The following is a 24,424-nucleotide window of genomic DNA, read 5'->3' as shown; positions in this document are numbered from 1 at the left end:
CGATGGTAGGTAACCGCAGGGTCGGGTCGGGCCCTGCGTCCGGTGTGATTCATCCCACATCCCCGAGAGGAATCGCGCTCCCACCAGCCCGTTCGTACTGAACGACCACTCAGCGCTCGGCTATGGAACGCAAACGGCCCCGCAGATCTCTCTGCGGGGCCAGCTGCGCGCTCGGAGGGATTCGAACCCCCAACCTTCTGATCCGTAGTCAGATGCTCTATCCGTTGAGCCACGAGCGCTTTGCCCCGATGCGGAACATCGTTGGGCAGTCCCCCACTCTAGACCAGCCGCGCGCGAGTCGCCAAACCGAAGCACCCCACACCGCGTGCGGCGATTTCGTCCGCGCCCTCCAGCTTCGTACCGTGGACATCAGACAGGTTGCCGACGATGTCGCGGAACTGCCGGACGACGAGGTCCGCCCAGCCCACCACCGTCGGTGGCCATCCGATTCGCTGTTGTACACCGCCGTACAGGAGACCGTGTCATGACCCTCACCGACCGTTCCCACACCGACCTGGCCACCGAGCCCCGCGCCGCCATACCCCCCGCCACCGAACCCCTCGCCGATACGCAGCAGAAGGCGACCGACGACCTGTTCGAGGGTGTCCCCGCCACCGGAGCCCTGCCGACGCACACCCGCATGCTGGCCTGGTTGCGCGAGGTCGTCCAACTCGTCGAACCGGCCGCCGTGCACTTCTGCGACGGATCCCGGCAGGAGGCAGATCGCCTCGCCGACCATCTCGTCGACGTGGGCACCTTCATCAGGCTGGACGAGCGCCGTCGTCCGAACTCCTACCTCGCGCGCACCGACCCTCGCGACGTCGCCCGGGTCGAGGACCGCACCTTCATCTGCTCCGTGGACGAGGCCGACGCCGGGCCCACCAACAACTGGATGGCCCCGAACCTCATGAAGGAGCACCTGCGTCCCCTCTTCCGGGGGTCGATGCGCGGCCGGACGATGTACGTGATGCCGTTCTGCATGGGCCCTGTGACCCCCGGGGCCAAGTTCGGTGTCGAGGTCTCCGACTCGGCCTATGTGGTGCTGTCGATGCGGGTGATGACCCGGATGGGCTCCGCCGTGCAGCAGGTGATGGATGCCCATCAGGTCGAGTTCGTCGAATGCCTGCACTCGGTCGGCTCCCCACTCGAGCCGGGCTCCGACGATGTCGCCTGGCCCTGCAACCCCGACATCTGGATCGCGCACTTCCCCGAGGAACGCAGCGTCTGGAGCTTCGGATCGGGCTACGGCGGCAACTCCCTGCTCGGCAAGAAGTGCTACGCCCTGCGCATCGCCTCGGTGATGGGACGAGACGAGGGATGGCTCGCAGAGCACATGCTGGTGATCCGTCTCACCAGCCCGGAGGGACGCTCCCACCACGCCATCGCCGCGTTCCCCTCGGCCTGTGGCAAGACGAACCTGGCCATGCTCGAACCGACGCTGCCCGGTTGGACGGTGCAGACCCTGGGCGACGACATCGCCTGGCTGCGCTGGGACGACCAGGGGCGGCTGAGGGCGATCAACCCCGAGTTCGGGTTCTTCGGGGTGGCACCGGGCACCGGGATGGCGACCAACCCGATTGCCATGCGCACCCTCGAGCCCGGGCAGTCGCTGTTCACGAATGTGGCCCTGACCGATGACGGTGACGTCTGGTGGGAGGGCATGACCCCAGACCGTCCCGGGCACCTGATCGACTGGCGCGGACGTGACTGGACCCCCGACTCACCCGAGAAGGCGGCCCACCCCAACAGTCGCTTCTGCACCCCGCTCGAACAGTGCCCGACGCTGCATCCCGACTGGGACGACCCTGCCGGGGTGCCGGTCGACCTGATCATCTTCGGCGGACGACGGGCGACCACCGTGCCACTGGTCAGTGAGGCACGTGACTGGACGCACGGGGTCTTCCTGGGAGCGACGCTCTCGTCGGAGACCACGGCCGCGGCAGCCGGCGAGGTGGGCGTGCTGCGCCGAGACCCGATGGCCATGCTGCCGTTCATCGGCTACCACGTGGCCGACTACTTCGCCCACTGGCTCGCGCAGGACGCCCCGGGACGCCAGCTGCCGCGGATCTTCCAGGTGAACTGGTTCCGACGCAACCAGGACGGCTTCCTGTGGCCGGGGTTCGGCGACAACAGCCGGGTACTGGCGTGGATGATCGGCCGCCTCGAGGGCACCGCCACCGGCATTGAGACCCCGATCGGGGTCGTCCCGACGGTGGACGCGCTCGACCTGACCGGGCTCGAGCTAGCCGTGGAACAGGTGAGCGAGGCGCTCAGGGTCGACCCGGACGAGTGGCGGGCCGAGGTGCCGCGCATCCGGGCCTGGCTCGCGTCCTTGGGTGAGCGAGTGCCGGCGGCACTGCACCGACAGGTCGACGAGGTCGAGGCACGTCTCGGTTGAGGACGACAGCACCCCCGGCCCTGGTGGGCCGGGGGTCCTGTCCGGTCTGGCGGAGGCGGCGGGATTTGAACCCGCGTGCGGCTTGTAGACCGCTCCCGCTTAGCAGGCGGGCGCCATAGACCGGACTAGGCGACGCCTCCGTGGTGCCCCGTGGGGCTCCATGACACCAGCACGTGGCTGGCATCGACGGCTCAGACTATCCGACGCCCGAGCATGCCGCCAACGCAGGCGACTCCGCTGCGATGGATCGGCGTGCCTATGATTGCTTGGCAGCGCTGCGGAGGGAGCAGGATGAGCGACGACCAGTCGGGAGAGCCCGACGATGGCTCGCGCCTGCCCGACGGGCTGTTCCGTGGCGGCACCGAGGGCGAGGGCATGTGGACTCGTCCGGTCTCGAAGTTCGGGGACGAGCTCACCGACGACACCCTCTTCCGGCGCAGCCGGCGACGGGCGGCTCCCGACGACGGACACCCCGAGGCGGTGGTGAACCCCCAGACGGGTGGCTACAGCCCCAAACGGGTCGACGCGTTCGGTCCCTCCCCGGCCTCCGACGTCCCTGCCTCTGACTTCCCTGCCTCTGACGTCCCTGCCTCTGACTTCCCCGCCTCTGACTTCCCCGCCTCTTGGGACCAGGCCTTCGCGGCCGGTGCGCCGCGCCCCGACCAGCCGCCGGAGGAGTCGCCGGGAGGTCCCCAGGTGGGTGAGTTCGACCGGCACCACCCGTTCACCCGCTCGTTGGTCAAGACCTTGGCCTCGGCCGTCATCCCGGGGCTGGGCCTGATCCGTTCCCGGGCACGTTGGCTGGGCGTCACGCTGACCGGGGCCGTGCTGCTCGCCGTGATCGTGATCGGCGGATGGGCCCTCAGCGACCCGGTGGCGGCCGCCGCCACCGCCGTCAAGCCCTCCGTGCTGCACCCCTTGTCGATCGTCCTGGTCGTGGTGGCACTGCTGTGGGTGGTCGTCATCGTGGGCACGCACCTGATCACCCGTCCGGCGCACCGCACCCGGGCCCAGTCGATCGTTGGGGCGCTCGTGGTGGGCGGCCTGAGTTTCGCCATCGCGGCACCGATGGCAGTCGCCAGCCGTTACTCCGCCACCCAGGCCGGTCTGGTCGAGGGTGTCTTCTCGAGCAGCGACCAGAAGAAGTCGCAGACCCGCCCCACCATCGACACGAAGGGCAAGGCCGCGGACGTGTGGGCGAAGAAGCCCCGTCTGAACATCCTGCTCGTGGGTCTCGACAACACCGCGGCACGCCACTACTCCGACGTCGACGTCTCGACCGACACCATGATGGTTGCCTCGATCGAGACCTCCACGGGGAACATGGTGATCACCCAGGTACCGCGGAACATGGCCCGGGTCCCCTTCCCGACCGGCAGTGAGCTGTCGAAGCGGTACCCGCGTGGCTGGTACGACGGCAAGAACGCCGACAACTCCAACTACTTCGCCAACGCCATCTGGGGCCACCTGCCCGCTGAGCAGCCCGATCTGTTCAAGAACACCGACTACCCGGGTGCCGACGCCCTCAAGTACGGGCTCGAGGGTGCCCTGGGCCTCAAGATCGACTACTTCGTCGCCCTCAACATCGACGGGCTGATGGCCCTGATCGACGCCATGGGCGGCGTCCGCCTCAACGTCAACCAGCGCATCCCGATCGGCGGCAATGACGTCCGCGGCCCGGTCGGCTACATCGAGCCCGGCCAGAACAAGCTGCTGAACGGCTATTACGCCATGTGGTACGCCCGGGCCCGGCACGGTCTCGACGGCGGCGACTTCTCACGCATGGGCCGCCAGACCTGCGTGATCAAGGGAGTGCTCGACCAGGCTGACCCGGCCACCATGCTCACCCGCTACGAGGCGATCGCCAAGGCGTCCGAGAAGATGGTCGAGACCGACATCCCGCAAGACCTGTTGCCGGCACTGCTGGAATTGGCCGTGCGCGTGAAGAACGGCCGGCAGGCGCGGGTGCTCTTCGTCCATCAGAAGGACGGATTCATCACCTACGACCCCGACTACGCGATGATGCGCGCCCGGGTCGCCGCCGCGATCAAGGCCGTGGACGAGCAGCCGTCCGGTACTCCCAGCGCCGTGCCGAGCTCGGTCACTCCCAGCGGACCAGCGAGTTCGGCCACGCCCAGCGCCCCCGCCGGATCGACCTCGGCGACGCCGGCACCGGCCGAGAGCCTGGTCGACGCCTGCGCCTGGGACCCGACTTCGACGGCGAGTCCGTCGGCCACCCCTCGTCGCTGATCTGCCCCCACTCGGCGATCGAGCAGGGACGTGGAACGAGCCCCGTGTCCAGACCCGGACCCGAGACGGTCTTTTCGCTCACCGCTCGACCCAACGTCCGAGCGCGGGACGAGCCTCAGCCGAAGTGGGTGTAACCGCGGTCGGCGTCGAGCCGTTCGACGATCTCGGCCTGCAGCCCCAGCATCTGCGGGTCGGAGCCGCCCAAGGGTGACCAGATGTGCACCCGCTCGACCTCGCCGTGGCTGATCACCAGGTGCGAGCCGTCCTCGGAGGCCCCGACCTTGGTCACCTCCGACCACCGTCCGTGCCTGTCCCCACCGCCGCCCCGCGAGAGCTTCGGCCCGAGCACGCGATAACCATCGGCGTCGAGCTGCACGGTGACCGCGTTCGTCCGGCTCGCGAGCCATGCAAGCGCCACCAAGGCCACGGCGAGAACCAGCACGACCACACCGGTGACGGTCACCCAGGTCGTCGCGCTCGCCAGTTGGCCGCCCACCACCATGACGGCGCCGATGACACTCAGCGCGGCCGCCACGGCGAACGCGCGGATCGCCGGACGGGGTCGGAGCACGTATTCCGCCACGGTGGCCTCCCTGCCTGGTCCCGGCAACACCTGGCGCCTGCGACACAGAGTGCCGGCGAGTCCCGGAGCTGGCCATTGTTGGGTACGCGGCGAGGGTGGGATTCGAACCCACGGAGGTTGCCCTCGGCCGCTTTCAAGGCGGCTGCACTAGTCCACTATGCGACCTCGCCAGAGCAGGTTGCCCTGCTCGAGCGTCATCGTAGCGTCCATGGCAGGCTGGGGGCATGCGAGCCGTGAGCGTTGAGCCCTACCCCGCCGGTGAGGCACCCCTCGACCAGAAGGGACGACCCGTCCGTCCGCGCGCCGACCGGCTTCGGCTGGTGGAGGTCGACCGACCCACCCCTGCATCGGACGAACTGCTGGTGCGCACCGTCGCCTCGGGGGTGAACCGAGCCGATCTGCTGCAACGCCAGGGCTTGTACCCGCCGCCGCCCGGGATCACCGATGTCATCGGCCTCGAGGCCAGCGGCGTGGTCGCACAGGTGGGCTCGGAGGTCGGGGGCTGGTCGGTGGGCGACGAGGTGGTGGCGTTGCTGTCGGGTGGCGGATACGGCGAGTTCTTCGTGGTGCCGGCCGGTCAGGTGGTGCGGGCACCGGCGGGTGTCGACCTGGTCACAGCAGGGACGCTGATGGAGGTGGCGGCCACCGTGGTCTCCAACGCCGATCACGTGCACCTCGCCGACGGGGAGACGTTCCTCGTGCACGGCGGCGCGGGCGGCATCGGTTCGTTCGCGATCCAGTACGCCAAGCACCTCGGCTGCCGGGTCGCCGTCACCGCAGGCAGCGAAGCGAAGCTGCAGTACTGCCGTGACCTGGGCGCCGACATCGCGCTCGACTACCACGACGACTGGCTGGCCGGGCTGAAGGAGGCCACCGACGGCCACGGTGCCGACGTCGTCCTCGACATCATGGGCGCCAAGTACCTCGAGCAGAACGTCGAGGCCCTGGCGACCGATGGCCGCTGCGTCATCATCGGCATGCAGGGAGGCACCAAGGGCACCCTCGACATCGCCTCGTTGCTGGCCAAGCGGGCAACGGTGACGGCGACCTCCCTGCGCTTCCGGCCGGTGGAACAGAAGTCGGCCATCTGCAGGCGCGTCGCAGAAGTGGTCTGGCCCCTGGTCGAATCGGGTGCGATCCGTCCCGCTCCCGTGGAGCGGTTCCCGATCACCGAGGTCGCCGCCGCGCATGCCCGGCTCGAGTCGGGTGAGGTCAGCGGCAAGCTCGTGCTGGTGCACTGACGGCCCCTGGTCCATGGCCCGCATCCGAAGGCCGGCATCCGAAGGCCCGTAAACGGCCGAGCCATCGCTCAGACGTCGGCCAGCGCCTCGTCCAGCCAGTCGATCACCGGAAGCAGGGCACGCCAGTCGCGACGGACCTGGGAGACGACGTTGGCCGGAAGGGTCGGGTAGCGCCTGCCGACCGTCAGCGTGGTGTGCCGCAACAGCTCGGCCCGGGGGTGCTCAGGGTCGTAACCCCTCGGGACGCGCACCAGCCGGTCCCCCGCCACCTCGAAGGCCCGCGGTAGTTCGTCCAGCCGCCTCTGCAAGGTGCCGCCGTCGCCGTTGACGGCCTCCCTGAAGCTCTTCAGCACCGCCGGTTCGGCGTGGTAGAAGCCTCCGCCGGTCATCAGGCCGTCGGCCGAGACCTGCACGTACCAGCCCATCGCAGGTCCTACCGGCACCCAAGCGCCCTGGTGCGTCTTGTAGGGCGACTTGTCCTTGGCGAACCGCACGTCGCGGTTGGGACGAAAGATCTTGGCCTCCCCGAACTCACCGGCGAGCGCTTCGACCAGTTCGAGCATCGGTTGGCGCACGTGTTCCTCCCAGTCCTGGCGGCGGGCCGTCCAGAACTCCCGGGAGTTGTCGACCTCGAGGTCGCGGTAGAAGTCGAAGGTCGCCTGCGAGAAGCTCACCCGTCCGATTCTAGGTCGGGATCGCCGCGTCGACCCCTGTCATCGGAGCTGTCATCGGAGCGCAACATGGCCCGCCTACACTGCCGACATGCGCACACCTCGCGACATCGAATGCTGGTTGACCGACATGGATGGCGTGCTCGTGCACGAGAACGCCGCCATCCCAGGGGCGGCCGACCTGTTGAGACTGTGGGTCGACACCTCGCACCGGTTCCTGGTGCTCACCAACAACTCCATCTTCACCCCGCGCGACCTGGCCGCGCGGCTGGAGCGGAGCGGCTTGTCGGTGCCGGAGGAGACACTGTGGACCTCCGCCCTGGCCACCGCCGCCTTCCTGCGCGACCAACACCCGGGGGCCCGCCTCTACGCCATCGGTGAGGCTGGTCTCACCACCGCCCTGCACTCGGCGGGATTCATCCTCACCGAGGTGGACGTCGACTACGTCGTGCTCGGCGAGACGCGCACCTATTCCTTCGAGCAGATCACCACCGCCGTCCGGTTGATCTCGAAGGGTGCGAAGTTCATCTGCACCAACCCGGACGCCACCGGCCCCAGCCCCGAGGGACTGCTGCCGGCGACCGGCGCCGTGGCGGCCATGATAACCACGGCGACCAACCGTCGTCCCTACATCGTGGGCAAGCCCAACCCGATGATGTTCCGCTCGGCCCTCAACAAGATCGAGGCCCACTCCGAGACCACCGCGATGATCGGCGACCGGATGGACACCGACATCGTTGCTGGCATGGAGGCAGGGCTGTTCACGGTGCTGGTGCTGACCGGCATCACCAGCCGGGACGACCTCGAGCGTTTCCCCTACCAGCCCAGCCTGGTGGTGGAGTCGGTCGCCGAGTTGCGCGACATGCTCTGAGGTTGGGGGCGGCGTCGGCTCGCACCTGCCCACGTCCCGCTCGCACCTGCCCTCGTAACGCACCACCTGCCCTCGTCCGGTGCAGTTGCCCCCGGTCAGGGGCAGGGCAAGTGCGCCTCACGAGGGCAACTGGGCAGGAACGAGGGCAAGTGCTCCTCACGCGGGCATCCGCGCTGAACAAGGGCAACCGCGCCCAACCAGGCATCGGCAGAGGCACCCAACCGATCCCGGCAACCCCGGCGAAACCCCCCGGAGCCCCACCCGGCCCGGGCCCTATGATCGTCCGGTGAAGTTCGGCGCGTATCGAGAAGTGTTGGCCCTGGCGAGCGTGCGAACCATCATCATCCTCGGCACCATCTCCCGGATCGGGCAGTTCGGCTTCGGAGTGTTGCTGACGGTGCATCTGGTCGAGGCCCTGCACCTGCCCTACTCGCGAGCCGGCATCGTCTCGGCGGTGTGGACGATCGGCCTGGCCATCAGCGCCCCTTGGCGGGGATCCCTGCTCGACCGCATCGGCTTGCGTCGCACCATGGTGCCCTCGCTCGTGGTGCTCACCCCGGTGTTCATCCTGTTGCCCTTCGTGCGCCAGTACTGGTTGCTGCTGGTGCTGGCGGCCGTCCTCGGCCTGGTCATGTTCCCCTCGTTCTCGGTCATCCGGCAGGCGGTACTGGCCGCGACCCCGCCGGCCATGCGACGGACGTCAATCTCGCTCGACTCGACCATCGTCGAGGTCTGCTTCATGGTCGGCCCCGCCCTCGGAATCTGGATCGGCACCATGTGGAGCACCACCTGGGCGCTGCTGATCTTCGGCATGATGACCGTCCTGGGCGCCCTGGTTCTCACCCTCGTGAATGTCGCGATCGTCAGCCCGGACGAGGCAGGTCACCGCTCGGAGGAGCCCGAGCCCGGCCGCCGCCGACTCACTTGGGCGACCCCGCAGGTGTTGGGAATCCTCGCTGCCAGCGCAGTGGCGGGGTTCATCCTCGCCGGCACCGACATCGGTGTCGTGGCTGCCCTGCGCCAACTGGGGGCCCCGCAACTGATCGGACTCACCCTGGCCGTGTGGGGGCTGGGGTCGGCGGTCGCGGGTCTGGCCTACGGCGGCCTCCACCGGGCAGTCCCCGTCGTCTGGCTGGTGCTGGGACTGGGTGCGTCGACCGCCCTGGTCTCGTTGGCCACGGGTGTGTTCACCCTCAACCTGCTGCTGTTGGTCGCCGGGGCCTTCTGCGCTCCCACCCTGGTTGCTGCCCAGGACCAACTCCAGCAGATCGTCTCCCCGCGCGAGCGTGGCCAGCTGCTCGGCTGGCAGGGATCCTTCATGACCGCCGGCAACACCCTCGCCCCACCCGCCGTCGGTCTGGCGATGGACCTGCGCGGATGGCACGCCGGCTTCATCCTCGCGGGCGGGGTCGGTCTTGTCCTCGCTCTGGCACTGATGGCCCTCCAAGGCCTGCGCCGTCGACGACTGGCGGCACCGACCCCCTGATCGCCCGGCCGTCAGTGCGTTGCTCAGCCCCCCCGATCTCAGGACGGAATACTTATTCGGAGGACGGAATACTTATGCGGTAGGCTCGAGGGCATGTCCAAGGTCCTCACATCGCTCCCCGCCGGCGAGAAGGTCGGCATCGCCTTCTCCGGTGGTCTCGACACCTCCGTCGCCGTCGCCTGGATGCGCGAGAACGGTGCCGTCCCGTGCACCTACACCGCCCACATCGGGCAGTACGACGAGCCCGACATCGAGTCGGTGCCCGGGCGCGCGATGCAGTACGGCGCCGAGCTGTCACGGCTGGTCGACTGCCGCGAGGCGCTGGTCGAGGAAGGCCTGTCGGCCCTGGCCTGCGGCGCCTTCCACATCCGCTCCGGCGGGCGCGCCTACTTCAACACCACCCCGTTGGGACGAGCGGTCACCGGCACCCTGCTGGTGCGGGCCATGCATGAGGACGGCGTCAACATCTGGGGGGACGGGTCGACCTTCAAGGGCAATGACATCGAGCGTTTCTACCGCTACGGGCTGCTCGCCAACCCGGCCCTGCGCATCTACAAGCCGTGGCTCGACGAGGACTTCGTCCGCGAGCTCGGCGGCCGCCACGAGATGAGCGCCTGGCTCACCGAACGCGAGCTCCCGTACCGCGACTCGCAGGAGAAGGCCTACTCCACCGACGCCAACCTGTGGGGTGCGACCCACGAGGCCAAGACCCTGGAGCACCTCAGCGTCTCGCTCGAGACCGTCGAGCCGATCATGGGGGTCAAGTACTGGGACCCCAGCGTGGTCATCGAGACCGAGGACGTCACCGTGCGCTTCGACCAGGGACGCCCCGTGGCCATCAACGGCCAGACCTTCGCCTCACCCGTCGACCTGGTGATGGAGGCCAACACCATCGGCGGACGCCACGGCCTGGGCATGTCGGACCAGATCGAGAACCGCATCATCGAGGCCAAGAGCCGCGGTATCTACGAGGCGCCGGGCATGGCCCTGCTGTTCATCACCTACGAACGTCTGCTCAACGCGATCCACAACGAGGACACGCTCGCCAACTACCACTCCCAGGGCCTGCGGCTGGGTCGGCTGCTCTACGAGGGACGCTGGCTCGACCCGCAGTCGCTGATGCTGCGCGAGTCGATCATCCGCTGGGTGGCCTCAGCGGTCACGGGCGAAGTGACGGTGCGACTACGCCGCGGTGAGGACTGGACGATCCTCGACACCACCGGTCCCTACCTCAGCTACCACCCCGATCGGTTGTCGATGGAGCGCGTCGAGAACGCCGCCTTCGGTCCCACCGATCGCATCGGCCAGTTGACCATGCGAAACCTCGACATCGCCGACACCCGCGAGAAGCTCGAGCTCTACGCCGCCCAGGGGCAGCTGGGGGGTGCCCAGGCGAAGCTGGTGGGCGAACTCGAGCAGGGACAGGCGGGAACGATCCCGAGCCTGGGCCTCACCACGACCGACGACGAGGAGTCGCTCGACCGGGCGGCCATCGAGTCGGGCGTCGACTGATCCGCCGCCACCGTGCACGCCGAGTCTGAGCCCGGCTGGGGACGAGCCGAGCACGCACAGGTCCTCACCCGAGCGCTGCTGGCGCTTCGTCCGTTCGCCTCGCCTGGCCGGGCACGGTTCGACCTGCCCGGTCCCACCTCCTCATCGGGCCGTGACTCCGACGCGCTCGAGGCCTTCGCCCGCTCGTTCATCGGGGTCGGCAACCTGCTCGCCGGGCAGGCGGACGACCCGGACGGGTTCGCCGAGTGGTATGCCGCGGGCATCTCGGCGGGGGTCGATCCAGCATCCCCCGAGCGCTGGCCGACCTTGACCGAGCAGGGGCAGCCCCGGGTGGAGGCTGCCGCACTGGCGGTCGCCCTGCACCAGACCCGCGACCAGATCTGGGAGCGGCTGCCCGGGCGCACCCAGCAACACCTGGTCGACTGGTTGGCCGACTCGGCTTCCGTGGACTACCCGCGCTGCAACTGGGTGCTCTTCCACACCGTCACCCAGGCCTTCCTCGCCTCGGTGGGTGCCGGGGGCGACGACGGCCGGGTGGCCGAGCACCTGGAGTTCATGACCTCCTGTCACCTCGGGGACGGTTGGTACTCCGACGCCGCCCTCGACGCCGGACGACCCCAGGTCGACTGGTACAACTCCTGGGTCATCCATCACCTGTTCCACCACCAGGCGAGTATGGCCCCCGACCAGCCGACCACCGCACGCCTCGCTCCCCTGTGGAAGCAGCGCCTGGGGGACTGGGCCGAACAGGCCGTCCATCTCTTCGGGGACGACGGCGCCCCCCTCCACCAGGGCCGGTCGCTCACCTACCGATTCGGCGTGCTGGCCGGCCTGTGGGACGCGGCGGCCAGCGGTGTGGGCCCCGATCCGGCCCGTGTGCGCAGGATCGCCGGGCGGACGATGCAGCATTTCGTGGGCCATGGCTGCTTCACCGAGCCCGACGGACTGTTGAGCCTGGGCTGGTTCGGTGCCCACGAGCGCCTCCGGCAGCCCTACTCAGGGCCCGGCTCGCCGTACTGGGCCCTGCACGGGTTCGCCGGTCTGGCGCTGCCCGTCGACCATCCGGTGTGGACGACCACGCCAACCCCCGACCCGGCCCACATCGACCGAACCCTGCCGCCCCTTGGTCCCGCCGACCACCCGTCGGAGCCCATGGCTGTGGGCGCAGTTGGCTGGATCATCGACCCCGGTGATGACGGCATCGTCCGCGTGCTCAACCACGGTGTCGACCACGCCTCGCCGAGTGGCACCAGCGACCCGCTCTACGACCGGCTGGCCTACTCGACCGCCACCGCCCCCGTCGAGACCGACGACCCCGAATCGCTCGTCGACAACCAGGTGGCGGTCGTCGACGCCGCAGGTCGCCGTTGGTCACAGCGACTGCTCACCGACTGCGACATGCGGCACACCCGACGCGGACGACCGGTCGCCCTCAGCCGCTGGAGCACGGGCAACCGCACTGGCACAGCCGCCGACGCCCCCGTGGTGACGGCGCTGGCCACCGTCGTCGACGGAGGTGAACTGCGCGCCGTCCGCCTCGACCGACCCGGGCTCGTGACCCTCAGCGGCTGGGCCGTCGGCCCCGACCTCGAGACAACCATCGACCCGGTGCGCGGGCAGGTGCGGCGCCGGGTGGTCGCCACCCACGCCGATCAGCCCATGGCTGCGGCGGTCACGGTGGCGGGCGTCGAGTTCGAGGTGGCCGCCGGGGAGTGGATCGTCGTCAGGGTGAGGCTGAGGGCTCAGGACTGACCGCGGACGATCACCCAGTGGTCGGGAGTGGAGTGGTCGGGACCGGAGTGGTCGGGACTGGGCTGGTCGGGACTGGGCTGGACGCGGCCGGACTGGTCGGCACCGGGCTGGGTTCGGGGGGTGGCTGCGTGGCGCTCGGCATCGCGCTCGGCGTGCGCATCGGGCTCGGCGTCGGTGTCGGGCTCGGCGTCGGTGTCGGGCTCGGCGTGGGAGTGGGGCTGGGAGTCGGCGTGGGCGTGGGAGACGCGGTCGGCGAGTGCGAGCCGGTCGGGTCGGGGCTGGCCTCGGGCGATGCCCCGCCCGTGGGTGTCGGGCTCGGCGTGGGGGTCAGGGCCACGGTGGGTGTTGGGCTCGGCGTGAGTGTTGGGCTCGGCGTGGGGGTGGGCTGCGGCGAACTGGTGGCCGAAGGACTGGAAGCCAGCGCCCCTGCGGGAGGGCGCACAGGTGTCAGACCACCCGTCCGATACTCCGCCGCATTCAGGTCGACGACCACGGGACGACCGTCCAGCCACGGCACCGGGTCCGTGAACTGCCCGTCCGCGATCACCTCGAAGTGCAGGTGGGCCGCGGTCGAGTAACCGGTGCTGCCGACTCGCCCGACCCCCTGGTGCACACTCACCCGATCACCGGCGCGCACCGCCAAGGAGGACAGGTGGTTGTAGGTGGTCACCACCCGGTGGCCAGCGAGCATGCCGTGGTCGATGGTGACCCGGATGCCGTAGGCACCGCCCCAGCCGGCCGACAGCACGGTTCCGGCGGCGGCGGCACCGACCGGGGTGCCGTACGGGACCCCGAAGTCGGTGCCCGTGTGCAACTTGTAGATGTGCGTGATCGGGTGCACCCGCATGCCGAACGGCGACGTGATCGGCCCCATCACCGGCCGCGACAGCAAGGCACCGGTCGTGGAGACCACCGCCGGAGCCACGCGGGTGGGAATCACCCGCGGCGGCTTCAGGTCGACTGCGACCCCCTCGTCCACGAGATGGCCAGGGTCGGTGGGCAGCGAAACCCAGGGCAGCGCCTCCTCGTCCACGCGAAGCACGGCACCACCCTCGGGTCGCTGGGATGGTGCCGACCGGGTGACTGCCTGCAGGACGACGGACGATGGCTCCTCCACCGGCACCGCCAAGTAGGCCGTGCCTCCACCCAGGGAGGCGGCATGGGCGCCCACGAACGCGACCAACCCGAGCGACGCCACCACGATGGTGGCGTACCTGTGCCCGTACACGGCGCGGCGTCGCATCGTGCCTCCCCCCGTCAGCTCGACGGACCCATCAGAGCATGGTTTCGCCCGAATGGATAGGGGGCGAGTGAGCGAAATCCATGGGCGGGGGCGCCCCGAGTTGCAGCCCATCCCGCCGGATCCCGATGCCCGCCGGCGAGACCTGAGAGGAGTCGGCGCCCCGACCCCACCGCGTCAGCTGCCGGGGCTCGCGTAGTGGCGCGACTGGCGGCCGAAGAACACGATGGCCAGAGCGAAGCAGCCGACCCCCACCAGGGGACTCCACCAGCCGAGCCAGCCGGGGAACCACAAGGAGTCCTGCCGACCCAGCAACATGGCGGCGGGAATCCAGCCGACGAAGGCGAGCGGCAGCACCAGGGTGAAGAAGACGGCACCCACCCCGCCGAACACCTGCAGGGGGAAGTTCCCGAAGGTGCCGAAGACGGTCTCGATCAGTCCCGTCATCGACTCGGTGTTCGTCCACCGGAAACTGAGCGCCCCCCGGACGAGTTGGAGCCCTGCCTCCAACATGCCCCCGGCCGCCACCGCAGCGACCAGCCACAGGGCCTTGGCCGGTGTCCAGTCGATGGCTGCCCGGGGCAGCGCGAAGCCGAGGACGGCGGCGGCGATCACGACGTCGCCGAACTGCTGCAGGTTGAACCGACGCATCAACAACTGCAGGAACAGGCTGACCGGACGGAGCAGGTAGCGGTCGAACTCGCCGGTGTGCACCACGGTGTCGAGGTCGGTCATCCGGCGGAAGAAGAAGGCGCAGACACTGTGGCTGGCCATGCGGATGCCGAACAGGACGAAGACCTGGGGGCCCGTCCAGCCCGCGACCCCTCCGAAGGCGTGCAACAACACCGAGATGAACAGCAACTGGCTGGCGTTGTAGGCGAGCGCACCGACGATGGAGATCAGGAAGTTCGCCCGGTACTCCATCTCGGTCAGCCAGGCCACCCGCAGCAGGGTCCGGAAGTCCTTGGCCAGCTCAACCACCGTTGATCACCACCGTTCGCAGGGCACGCCACGACACGAGGGCGGTGAGCAGCGCGGCCACCACCAGCCATCCCACCTGTGCCAGCACCACTCCCCCGACCCCGCCCAGGGGCTGCTCCGAGAACCACAGTTGGAGCGGTGCGAAGACCTGCAGCGCGAACGGGAGCGCCTCGAGCGTGGGGCGCAGCCAGTCGGGCATGAACCACAACGGCACCAGGGCTCCCGAGGCGAAGCTGGCGACGGCGCGGTAGACATAGAAGGGGCCTCTGGTGTCGGTCGTCCAGAAGGCGACCATCGACACCATCAGGTTCAGCAGGGTCGCGATCAGCCAGCCGAGGGCGGCTGTCAGCATGAAGCCGAACGCGGCCGACACGGTGGCGGGCATGGTCAGCCCTCCCAGGAGTGCGCCGAGCAGCAGCGCCGTGGCCACCCCCGGGAGGGCACCGACGGCAGCACCGATGGACTGCAGCAGACTCTGCCCCACCACTCCCACGGGGCGGATGATGTCGGTGGCGACCGTCCCTTCACGCACCCGTTCGGGCAGGGACGAGAGCCGCCACGGAAGGGCCAGGTGCCCGAGCACCAGCCCCAGCACCGCGTACGAGACCGCACGATCACCGGTCACGCCGGCGACGGAATGGCGACCCGAGTAGACGGCCCTCCAGACGGTGACCAGCAGCACTGTCTGCAGGGCGACGCTGAGCATCGAGACCACCACGTTGGCCCGGAACACGAGCGCGTTGGCGGCACCCAGGCGCACCATCGCCCATGCCCTGCCCACGGTGTCATGCACACCACGGGCGCCCGACGGCCGGGCTCCTGCGGTCACCGGCCCGCCTCCGCGTAGATCAGCCTGACGACGTCCTCCAGGTCGGGCTCGATCACCTTCAGGTCGTCGATCCCGGTGGCGGACGCAGCCTGGGCGATCACCGCTGGCGCCGTGGTGACGTCGGGGTCGAAGCGCAGGGTGATGGTGCCGTCCTCGCCCTCGATCCGTTCGCTGTGGTCGGCGCGGATCAGGGCCGCATCGGAGTCGTCCGCGGGCGTGATCACCACATCCCTGAACGGAAGGTAGCGCTTCTTGAGCACCGGCAGGTCCCCGTCGTAGACGACCGATCCGTGGTCGATCATGACGATCCTGCGGCACAACTGTTCGATGTCGTCCATGTCGTGGGTGGTGATCACCACGGTGGTGCCGTACTGCTGGTTCTGGGCGGCGATGAACTCCCGGAGCGCCTGCTTCGCCACCACGTCGAGACCGACGGTGGGTTCGTCGAGGTACAAGACCTCGGGCCGGTAGAGCATCGCCCCGACCAAGTCGCCGCGCATGCGCTGACCCAACGACAGCGACCTGATCGGGGTGTCCAGGAAGTCGCGCACACCCAGCACCTCGTCGAACTCGGCCAGCCGGGCACGGTAGTCGCGGTCCTCGACCCGGTAGAGGTCACGGATCGTCTCCAGCGACACCCGAAGGGGCAGGTCGTACCAGAGTTGCGACTTCTGGCCGAAGACGACCCCGATGTTGTGGGCATGGGCCCGCCGGTTCTGCCACGGCACGACTCCGTTCACCCGCACCGTGCCCGAGGTGGGACGCACGATCCCGGTCAGCATCTTGATCGTGGTCGACTTCCCGGCACCGTTCGCGCCCAGGTAGCCGACCACCTCACCCCGCTGGATCGTGAACGAGACGCCGTCGACGGCGCGGACGAGCCGACTGGGCGCCCACAGGCGTCTGAGCCCGGCGAGACGACCGTCGACGCTGCCGGCGGTCCGGAACTCCTTGACCAGCGCGTCGACCTCGATCATGGCCGGCGAGCTCAACTCGTCCACGCCCGCCAGAGCTTGGCGTACTCCCCGTCCAGGGCCATCAACTCATCATGGGAACCCAGTTCGGCAATGTTCCCGTCGATGACCACCGCGATCCGATCGGCGTCGTGTGCGGTGTGCAGACGGTGGGCGATGGCGACCACGGTTCGTCCGGTCAGCAGCGAGGACATCGAACCCTCGAGGTGACGAGCGGTCTGGGGGTCGATCAGCGAGGTGGCCTCGTCGAGCACCAGCGTGTGCGGGTCGGCGATCACCAGGCGGGCCAACGCCACCTGCTGGGCCTGGGCCGGGGTGAGCCTGGTGTTGCCCGACCCCACCTTGGTGGTGATGCCGAGGGGCATCCGCTCCACCCATTCGAGGGCGTCGACGGCAGCGAGCGCCTCGCGCACCTCGTCCTCGGTGGCGGTGGTCTCGCGGGCCAGCACGATGTTGTCGCGAATCGTCCCGACGAAGACGTGGTGCTCCTGGGTGACCAGGGCCACCTCGGTGCGCAACCGGTCGAGCGGCAGCCCCATCAGGCTCGCCCCACCCACGGTCACCTCGCCGGTGCGCGGTCCGTTGATGCCGGCCAGCAGTCGTCCCAACGTTGACTTCCCCGACCCGGACGGCCCGACGATCGCGAGCCGTTCACCGGGCACCAGATCGAGGTCGACACCGTGCAACACGTCATGACCCTCGCGGTAGGCGAACCGCAGGTCGCGGCCCACCAGGTGGGAGTCACGAGGTTCCTCACCGGAGGGGGTGCGGTCCTGCGGCACCTCCGCGATGCCCAGCAGTCGGGTGGTCGAGGCCATGCCCACCTGGGCCCGGTCGAGGGTCTGCACCAGCACGTCCATGGGCCCGATCAGTTGCTGCAGGTAGAGGGCGGCCACCGTCACCTGCCCCAGCGTCACCCAGCCCTGGGTGTAGCCGACGGCGCCGAGCACGACGACCAGGATGAGCGGACCCTGGAAGGCATAGTCCATGGTGAGGAACATCAGGTTGCGCAGGCTCATGGTGTAGCGCTCGGTCTGCGCCGATACCTCGACGTCGAGGTCGGTCTGGCGGGCACGCTGACGCTGCAGGCCCAGAGCCTCGGCCGTCCGCGCGCCCTCCACCGACTCGGTGAGGGTGGAGTTGATGGTCGAGTACGAGTCGCCCTCGGCGATGTAGCCCGCCAGGGCGTGCTTGAGGTAGGTGCGCACCGTGAAGAACAGCAGGGCCATGCCCAGCAGGGTGGGGATGGTCAGCAACGGTGAGTTCAGGAACAGGGCGACCAGGGTCAGTCCGACCAGGCCGACGGTGGTCACGAACTGCGGAAGGGCCCACTGCGCCGCCGAGGCCATCGCCGACACGTCCCGGGTGACTCGGGTGACCAGGTCACCGGTGCCGGCGGTCTCCACGCGCGACAACGGCAGGCGGAGCACGGTGCGCACGACCTCCTCGCGGGCCGACGAGAGCAGGTCCTGGCCGAACACGGTGGTGATCAGGCGAGTGAGGTAGGTGAGCACTCCCTGCACGAGCACGACTCCGGCAGCCGCCAGGCAGATGCCGTTCAGGGACGAGGCCAGGGTCGGGTCGCCGCCGGTGACACGGTCGACCACACCACCCAGGATGCGGGGGACGATCAGCCCGGCCACTGCGGCGAGCAGGGAGAACGTGATCAGGGCGATGATCGTCCGTCTGCGGCTGGCGACCAGGGTGCGCAGGAAGGCGAAGACCCGCTCGTTGCTGGCCACGGGCAGGCCGCGCTCGGGGTTGCGCTGGCGGGCCAGCACCGCCTCGGCCAACTGGCGACGCATCCGGTGGCGGGCACGCCAGGCCGTCAACCGCTCGACCGCGGCCCCGCGGTGGTCGGTGTCGAGTGAGGGGTCGACCCGGGTGTCGTCGCCGGTGTGGTCGAGCCAGGTCTCTGCGGAGTCGACCAAGGTGGTCACGGCGAGGCCCTCGATCACGAGGTTGTCGGTGGCGGTCATGAGTGGTCCTGCACTGCCCCGGAAGGGGTCGGGAGAAGGGCGTGGTCGCGGAGGGGGTGCTCGATGGCGGCCGGGTCGTCGTCGATGCCCCGCTCGACGACGCTGCGGTAGGCCGGGGAGTGCTGCATCAGGTCGTGGTGGGTGCCACGTTCGACACAGACCCCGTCCACCATGAAGACCACCTCGTCGGCCACGTGCAGCACCAGCGGCGACACCGTGGTGATGATCGTGGTGCGACCGCGGCGGGCCTCTGCCAGGCGGGTGGCGATCCGGGCCTCGGTGTGCGCGTCGACGGCCGAGGTGGGCTCGACCATCACGAGCACCTCGGGGTCGGCGAGCAGTGCGCGGGCCAGCACCAGCCGCTGGCGCTGGCCACCGGAGAGGCCTCGTCCCCGCTCGTCGATGCGGCCCTGCCAGCCGCCGGGAACCAGGTCGTAGACGTCCTCGGCCGATGCCACGCGCAGGGCTTCCTCCGCCTGCTCGCGGGTCGCTCGCCCCAGCGGGTCGACCAGTTGCTGCAGGGTGCCGGCGAAGATCATCGCGGAGGTGTCGCTCACCAACACGCGGCGGCGGAACTCGGCGAGGTCGAAGCGCGAGACGTCGATGCCGTCGTAGGTCACTCCCCACGGACGATTGGCCCGCTCCTCGTCGGCCTGGGCAAGGGCCGCCAGTTCGGCGGCCTTCTCGGCCCGGGCGCGCTTGGCGGCTCGTCCCTTGAGGTTCTCGTCGATCTCGTGGCTGACGGGGTCCTCACTGCCGGTGAGGTAGCGACCGATCCGGTCGGCCAGGGCAGCGGAGTCGTCGGGCAGCGACGAGACGACCACGGTCAACTGTCCCGGCTGGGCCAGGAAGGTCGACTGTTCGTCCTTGATGACCGCATCGCGGGGCAGTTCGACGGTGTCGGTGCCTGCCTTCCACGGGGCGCTCTGGCCGAGCACCACGACGGTCTTCTTGGCAGCGACCAGACCCTGTACCCACTTCTGCACGAACTCGTACATGGTGTAGACGGGCCACACGAGATAGACGGCGTAGCCGAAGAAGCTGATCAGCTGGCCCACCGACAACGCTCCGGCCAGCACCTCCCGCACGCCCAGCCAGGTCAACAGCACCAGCAGCAGTCCACCCAGCAGGGTGGCCAGCGCGTCGACGGCCGACTGCCAGGCGCCGGCCTCGACGCCGGCCCGACGCACGTGCTGCGACTGGCGCACGTAGTTGTCGCCGAAGGTCTTCTCGCCGCCGATACCGCGCAGGATGCGCAGTCCCGCGACGATGTCGGTGGCCATGCCGGTGAGCTCCGACGAGCGGGTGCGCTCCTTGGTGCGGGCCGCCTGCAGGGGGCGCAGGAAGGGTGCTGCGGCGCCCACCAGCAGCGGCGCTGCGACCAGCACGACCAGACCCAGCTTGGGGGACTCCCCCAACACCAGCACGGTCACGAAGATGAAGGCGGAGACTGCCCCGATGGCGCGGGTGAGCACTTCCTGGGTGGCACCGAAGGTGTCGGCGTCACCGCCGGCCACCGAGAGCACCTCCCCGGTGGGGGTGCGCCGGGGCAGCACGTGACCCATCGACAGTGCACGTCGGCTGATCAGCCCGACGGTGCGGTAGATGGACACGACCCAACCAGCCACCACGATGGTGTGCCCGAAGACACCGAAGAACACGCCGATCGAGACGGCCAGCAGCATCCAGCCTGCCCAGCCGAGCGCAGCTGGGAGGTCACGCTGGCCGATACCGGTGTCGACGGCTCGTCCGAACATCCACGGGGTGATGGCGGACGAACCGAACCACAGCACCGAGCTGAGCGCCGACAGGACGAGGATCTTCCACTGCCTGCCCAGGAACCAGAGCAGGAATCGCAGGGGTGAGCGGACGTCGGGGCGCTCATCCGCTGTGGGAAGGGGACGAGGGGTGGGGTTGGCTGCGACCGAGGGCAGCCCATACGCGTGAATCCGCGGCGGGAAGGTCTCCATGACGGGGTCAAGCCTAAGGGCGGGAGGACCTCCCACTAAACCGGTTTTCGGTGGGGGTGACGGCCCCAGTGCGGCCGGTGGCGAAGCTGGCAGCCACCGGCCGCGATGGGTCGTCGATGCGGTGCCGACTTCCTCAGCGCTTGGGGCCGGGTGTCGGCGCCGCGCTGGACGAGCCGTGGGGTTTGGCCGACGAGGTCACCGTCACCTTCTGGGCGGCCGGAGTGGTCGCCCGCTGGCGGGTCTGGGCGAACAGGTCGAAGAAGCGGTCGGCGAGCACGACCTCGATGGACGAGGGCAGCGACCGCACGAGGGTCCAGATGTCGTAGGGCGTCCACTGCCAGGCGTTGACCAGGCCCGCGATGAACAGGGGTTGATCGCTGGTGCCGCCCATGGCCGAGATATGGTCCAGCAGCCCCTGCTTGTAGTCGGCGGGGCTCCCCTGCGGCCACAGGGTGCCGATCAGGGGCACGGACGCGCCCGGCTCGCTGTAGCGGCCGTGCTCGTCGGTCTGGATGATTCCGCGCAGGTTGGTGTTGCGCGCATAGGACTGGACGACCCAGTCGGGCAGCTTCGGGAAGCCCGACGAGTTCGGCGTGGAGTAGGCGTAGACGATGTCGAGCCCGGTCGCCGCCATGGAGCGTCCCGACATGGTCGTGTAGGTGTCCAGCGCGTCCTGTGGCCACGAGTCACCGTAGGTGTAGCCGGCCCCGGAGGGGCCACACACCAGCAGGTCACTGGTCGTCGCCGTCTGCTGGTAGTGGCGGAGCAGGGCCGGACCGATCTCGGCCAACAGGGGTGAGACCGTCCAGTTCATGGGCGCGCGACCGCGCCCCGGGTCGTCCCAAAGGTCACGCATGCGGCGCTGGCAGTACTGGACGTTGTCGCCCTCCCCGATGGTGAGCGTCAGATAGGTGGTGTTGCGCACCGACGGGGTGGTGCGCCTGGACGGGGACGCCTTCGTGCTGACCTGGATTCCTGACAGCACGCTGGCGTTGGCATAGAAGTCCGCTGCCACCACGACGACGCCGTGCTCACTGCAGAGTTGGACTCCCGACCACTCGCCCGAGACGTCGTTGGAGAACCACCCCGCGTAGGCACTGCCGGGCTCGACGCGGTTGAGCAGGTCCGCGAACTGTGAACCACTGTCGCCCGACGGTGGCAGCCACGACACCAGGGCCTTGGTGGCGACGGCGAAGTCGCGGAACTGCGCGAACGGCTCGAGTCGGGTCGGCGCTGTCGCCGTGGTGGAGACGACGTACTCGTTCTCGAGGTCGACCTCGAGAACGAACGACGTCGTGCCGGCAGGAATCGCGAATCGGTAGATGAAGTAATTGTTGCCATCGGCAAAGCGATTGCTGCTGCCCCCCAGTTGGCTGTGCGCACCATCGAAGAGATGACTCGCCTCCTCATCCGACCCGGGGGTGAAGGATGCGATGGTGGCGCCGTTCGCGAGCGCTGTCACACTGTGGACGGAGGCTCCCCATCCGTCTGTCGGGAACGAGTCCGAGAACTTCACGAACAGTTCACTGCCCGACAAATGGGCAGAGAGGTCGAACGTGTACACCTTCCGATTCGAGGAGTCGCGCACTTCGTTTCCCTCCCGCGCCACCTCCGTCCAGGTGACATCGGCGACCTCAACGGTGGTGGCGGGCGGCAACCCGACCAGGACGCGGTGGGTGCACTGCGGCCACAGATTGGCCATCTGCCACTCATGGATGGCCGCTGGGTCATCGGCGAACTGACCCCGCAGGTCGGTGACGATCGGCAACTGGTGGGCCTCTGCCTGTGCCGCCGACGCCACCACGCAACCCTTGAGTCCAGCCATGGTGGTGGCGAGGTTGATGGTGTCCGGAGCAGCGAGGTCGTACACGATCGCACCGTTCACCCGGTCGCGGTAGCGGGACACCAGTGACATGGGATCAGCGACGGAGGACGTGGTCACGGGCAGGTTCGCCACCCAGGTGCGGTCCACCGGGTCGACGATCAGGTAGATCTCGGGTACCCGGGCGTTGATGACCCCCTGCAGGCTCGTCAGCAGCAACCGGTCGAACCCGTCCAGTCTGGTGGCGTCTGCGATCACGACCTTCTTCGCCTTGGCGAAGGTGGGGAACACCTGACCCTGCGGCCAGCTGATGCCGGTGGACGGCTGTGGACCCGCATGGGCGGGTGGGGCACCGGCAATGTGACCGGCGAGCGACAGTGCTGTGGCACCAATTCCCGCGGAAAGAATGGAGCGGCGATGAACCTGCATGGATGTTTCTCCTGTGGTGGTGGGATGGTCCGTGGTTGACATCACATCGGTGTGACGTCGCCCCTCGGCGACGTCGCCGACCAGCATCCAGAGGTCGCCACCGCGGCAGAGGAGCACACGACGACGGCGTCAGACCCTCCCCCCAAGGACACAATGACGGTATGGGTCTCGACGATCCGCGCGATTCTGAACGGAACCGAGATTTCCACGCCAGTTCATTGTTGGGAATGCATTCCCTCACCCTCACCCGCACCGCGGGGACTGTCAAGCGATGGGGAAGAACTGCCCGTGGGCAGCACGTCCGAGCCCATGCCGGGGCCGTCCGCCGCCCGTCAAAGCCCACGAACATGGAGGTCTGGCCCTGAATCGTGTCGCGCGTCAGACGTCTACGACAAGACGTAGCAGAAGGGCAGTCGTTCAACGCGATCAAACAGAGCCGTCCGTTCATGCAGCATTCATGCCGACCGAGTCCTGGCCGCACCTCCACGCCATTGGTTCACGGCTGCAGAATTCAGCATTGAAGCAATATAGGTAGCGGTACTCAGTGCCACTTGTGCACCTACTCAGACGGTCTGGGCAAGGGCGCACAGAGAAGTTGAGTCACGCACGTCACCGCTAGCCATGGCCGGTTCGGGCGCCCTCTGCAAGGGTTGAACCCGGGCACTTTCCGGGGGAACCGGAGGGCCAATGGATTCGTCACACGAGGCATTGAACGCCCATGGAAGAAGGATCTGTCCCACTGAGCATCGCCCACGCTGGGGTCAGGTCAGGGAAAGAAAGTTGGACCACTGATGAGCACCACCGCGATCACCGCCCCCGCCTGCGCGACCATGCCCAAGGTCTTCCAGCACCCCCTCCTCGAGGACGGGACCGTCACCGGGGCCGAGGCCCGCAAGCAGCAGAACCTGCTGATCCGCCGGGCGGAACGTGCCTGCGCGGCTTGCCCCCTGATGGCCGACTGCCTCTACACAGCAGTCGTCGACCACGATGTGGCCGGGTTCGTCGCCGGCACCACCCAACGGCAGCGGGCAGAGATCCGTGCCCGACTCGGCGTCCGAGTGGCAGCCCAGGACCTCGACACCCTGGCCGGCGTCACCACCCCCAATCGGCAGATCGACCACGAAGAGGTCATCCGGCTCCGCAATGCCAACCCGTACGAATCGCTCGACTCGATCGCGCGTCGACTCGGCTGCTCGCTCTCCACGGTCAAGCGGCACCTGCGCAAGGCTCGCGCCGCCGACGCGCCCGAGCCGACAGCCACGCTGCAGTCGGTGAGGCCCTCGGTCGAGCAGGTGCTCCAAGCCCACCGTGACGTCGTGGAGCGCTCGAACCGGCGCGAGCGATCCGCCGCCTGACCGAGCCGGATTTGTGGGAACCCCACAAAATCCGTCGGTGAAGTCCTGAGCGAGCATCCCACCCCCGACACCCACTTGGCC

General features: G+C 68.9%; 17 protein-coding genes and 3 tRNA genes. 8 read left to right on the top strand and 12 right to left on the bottom strand.

All coding sequences use genetic code 11. The features are described 5' to 3' along the window. Nucleotides 1-166: 166 nt before the first annotated feature. Nucleotides 167-239 (bottom strand) — tRNA-Arg (locus H507_RS0102590). Nucleotides 240-484: 245 nt separating this feature from the next. Here H507_RS0102590 and H507_RS0102580 point away from each other — a divergent pair. After that, complete coding sequence (locus tag H507_RS0102580; RefSeq protein ID WP_022909166.1) at nt 485-2,398, top strand: phosphoenolpyruvate carboxykinase (GTP); 1,914 nt, start codon at nt 485-487, stop codon at nt 2,396-2,398. A gap of 47 nt (nt 2,399-2,445) precedes the next feature. Here the strand turns inward: H507_RS0102580 and H507_RS0102575 are convergent. Beyond that, nucleotides 2,446-2,538 (bottom strand) — tRNA-Ser (locus H507_RS0102575). Between the two features lie 151 nt (nt 2,539-2,689). On the opposite strand from H507_RS0102575, the gene H507_RS14240 reads away from it, so the two are divergent. Continuing rightward, nucleotides 2,690-4,648 carry an LCP family glycopolymer transferase gene (locus tag H507_RS14240; RefSeq protein ID WP_022909165.1) on the top strand — a complete coding sequence of 653 codons (1,959 nt, stop codon included), beginning with the start codon at nt 2,690-2,692 and terminating at the stop codon, nt 4,646-4,648. 115 nt (nt 4,649-4,763) lie between these two features. Here the strand turns inward: H507_RS14240 and H507_RS0102565 are convergent, their stop codons facing one another. Continuing rightward, the gene (locus H507_RS0102565) at nt 4,764-5,231 is read right to left on the bottom strand and encodes a hypothetical protein (RefSeq protein WP_022909164.1); all 468 of its coding nucleotides are present in this window, start codon (nt 5,229-5,231) and stop codon (nt 4,764-4,766) included. An 87-nt stretch (nt 5,232-5,318) separates the two neighbouring features. Then, a tRNA-Ser gene (locus H507_RS0102560) sits at nt 5,319-5,401 on the bottom strand. Between the two features lie 54 nt (nt 5,402-5,455). On the opposite strand from H507_RS0102560, the gene H507_RS0102555 reads away from it, so the two are divergent. Next, on the top strand, nt 5,456-6,472 hold the full coding sequence (locus tag H507_RS0102555) for an NAD(P)H-quinone oxidoreductase (RefSeq protein WP_022909163.1): 1,017 nt from the start codon (nt 5,456-5,458) through the stop codon (nt 6,470-6,472). Nucleotides 6,473-6,540: 68 nt separating this feature from the next. Here H507_RS0102555 and H507_RS0102550 read toward each other — a convergent pair whose 3' ends face one another. Further along, complete coding sequence (locus H507_RS0102550; protein ID WP_022909162.1) at nt 6,541-7,146, bottom strand: DUF2461 domain-containing protein; 606 nt, start codon at nt 7,144-7,146, stop codon at nt 6,541-6,543. A gap of 88 nt (nt 7,147-7,234) precedes the next feature. Here H507_RS0102550 and H507_RS0102545 point away from each other — a divergent pair, with 88 nt between their 5' ends. From H507_RS0102545 to H507_RS14230, 4 genes are all read left to right on the top strand, one after another. Then, the gene (locus H507_RS0102545) at nt 7,235-8,014 is read left to right on the top strand and encodes an HAD-IIA family hydrolase (RefSeq protein WP_022909161.1); all 780 of its coding nucleotides are present in this window, start codon (nt 7,235-7,237) and stop codon (nt 8,012-8,014) included. A gap of 286 nt (nt 8,015-8,300) precedes the next feature. Then, nucleotides 8,301-9,500 (top strand): MFS transporter, encoded by a 1,200-nt coding sequence (locus H507_RS14235; RefSeq protein ID WP_022909160.1) that lies wholly within the window; start codon nt 8,301-8,303, stop codon nt 9,498-9,500. Nucleotides 9,501-9,593: 93 nt separating this feature from the next. Continuing rightward, complete coding sequence (argG, locus tag H507_RS0102535) at nt 9,594-11,012, top strand: argininosuccinate synthase (RefSeq protein ID WP_022909159.1); 1,419 nt, start codon at nt 9,594-9,596, stop codon at nt 11,010-11,012. A 12-nt stretch (nt 11,013-11,024) separates the two neighbouring features. Beyond that, complete coding sequence (locus H507_RS14230) at nt 11,025-12,764, top strand: DUF2264 domain-containing protein (protein WP_051139609.1); 1,740 nt, start codon at nt 11,025-11,027, stop codon at nt 12,762-12,764. Nucleotides 12,765-12,774: 10 nt separating this feature from the next. On the opposite strand, the gene H507_RS18050 is transcribed toward H507_RS14230, so the two are convergent. The 7 genes from H507_RS18050 to H507_RS14210 all read right to left on the bottom strand — a co-directional run bounded on the left by H507_RS18050 (nt 12,775) and on the right by H507_RS14210 (nt 22,988). Then, nucleotides 12,775-14,007 (bottom strand): M23 family metallopeptidase, encoded by a 1,233-nt coding sequence (locus tag H507_RS18050; protein ID WP_211217284.1) that lies wholly within the window; start codon nt 14,005-14,007, stop codon nt 12,775-12,777. Between the two features lie 174 nt (nt 14,008-14,181). After that, nucleotides 14,182-14,985: an ABC transporter permease gene (locus H507_RS0102520; RefSeq protein WP_022909157.1), complete on the bottom strand. Its 804-nt coding sequence runs from the start codon at nt 14,983-14,985 to the stop codon at nt 14,182-14,184. Further along, entirely contained in the window at nt 14,978-15,766 is a 789-nt protein-coding gene (locus tag H507_RS14220; protein ID WP_169512674.1) for an ABC transporter permease, read from the bottom strand. Before H507_RS14220 ends, H507_RS0102520 begins: the two co-directional genes overlap by 8 nt. A 44-nt stretch (nt 15,767-15,810) precedes the next feature. Then, nucleotides 15,811-16,815: an ABC transporter ATP-binding protein gene (locus tag H507_RS0102510; RefSeq protein ID WP_022909155.1), complete on the bottom strand. Its 1,005-nt coding sequence runs from the start codon at nt 16,813-16,815 to the stop codon at nt 15,811-15,813. Beyond that, the gene (locus H507_RS0102505) at nt 16,803-18,767 is read right to left on the bottom strand and encodes an ABC transporter ATP-binding protein (protein WP_022909154.1); all 1,965 of its coding nucleotides are present in this window, start codon (nt 18,765-18,767) and stop codon (nt 16,803-16,805) included. The genes H507_RS0102510 and H507_RS0102505 overlap by 13 nt, the downstream gene beginning before the upstream one ends. Continuing rightward, nucleotides 18,764-20,737: an ABC transporter ATP-binding protein gene (locus tag H507_RS14215; RefSeq protein WP_022909153.1), complete on the bottom strand. Its 1,974-nt coding sequence runs from the start codon at nt 20,735-20,737 to the stop codon at nt 18,764-18,766. Before H507_RS14215 ends, H507_RS0102505 begins: the two co-directional genes overlap by 4 nt. Before the next feature lie 133 nt (nt 20,738-20,870). After that, the gene (locus tag H507_RS14210; RefSeq protein WP_084707663.1) at nt 20,871-22,988 is read right to left on the bottom strand and encodes a GxGYxYP domain-containing protein; all 2,118 of its coding nucleotides are present in this window, start codon (nt 22,986-22,988) and stop codon (nt 20,871-20,873) included. A 791-nt stretch (nt 22,989-23,779) separates the two neighbouring features. Between H507_RS14210 and H507_RS14205 the strand changes: the two genes are divergently transcribed. Continuing rightward, nucleotides 23,780-24,343 (top strand): WhiB family transcriptional regulator, encoded by a 564-nt coding sequence (locus H507_RS14205; protein ID WP_022909151.1) that lies wholly within the window; start codon nt 23,780-23,782, stop codon nt 24,341-24,343. The last annotated feature ends 81 nt before the right edge of the window (nt 24,344-24,424 follow it).

This window comes from Aestuariimicrobium kwangyangense DSM 21549 (assembly GCF_000421525.1).
GTDB classification, from domain to species: Bacteria; Actinomycetota; Actinomycetes; order Propionibacteriales; family Propionibacteriaceae; genus Aestuariimicrobium; species Aestuariimicrobium kwangyangense.
The sequence above is the reverse complement of the archived record's forward strand: the minus strand, read 5'-3'. Positions and strand labels throughout refer to the sequence as shown.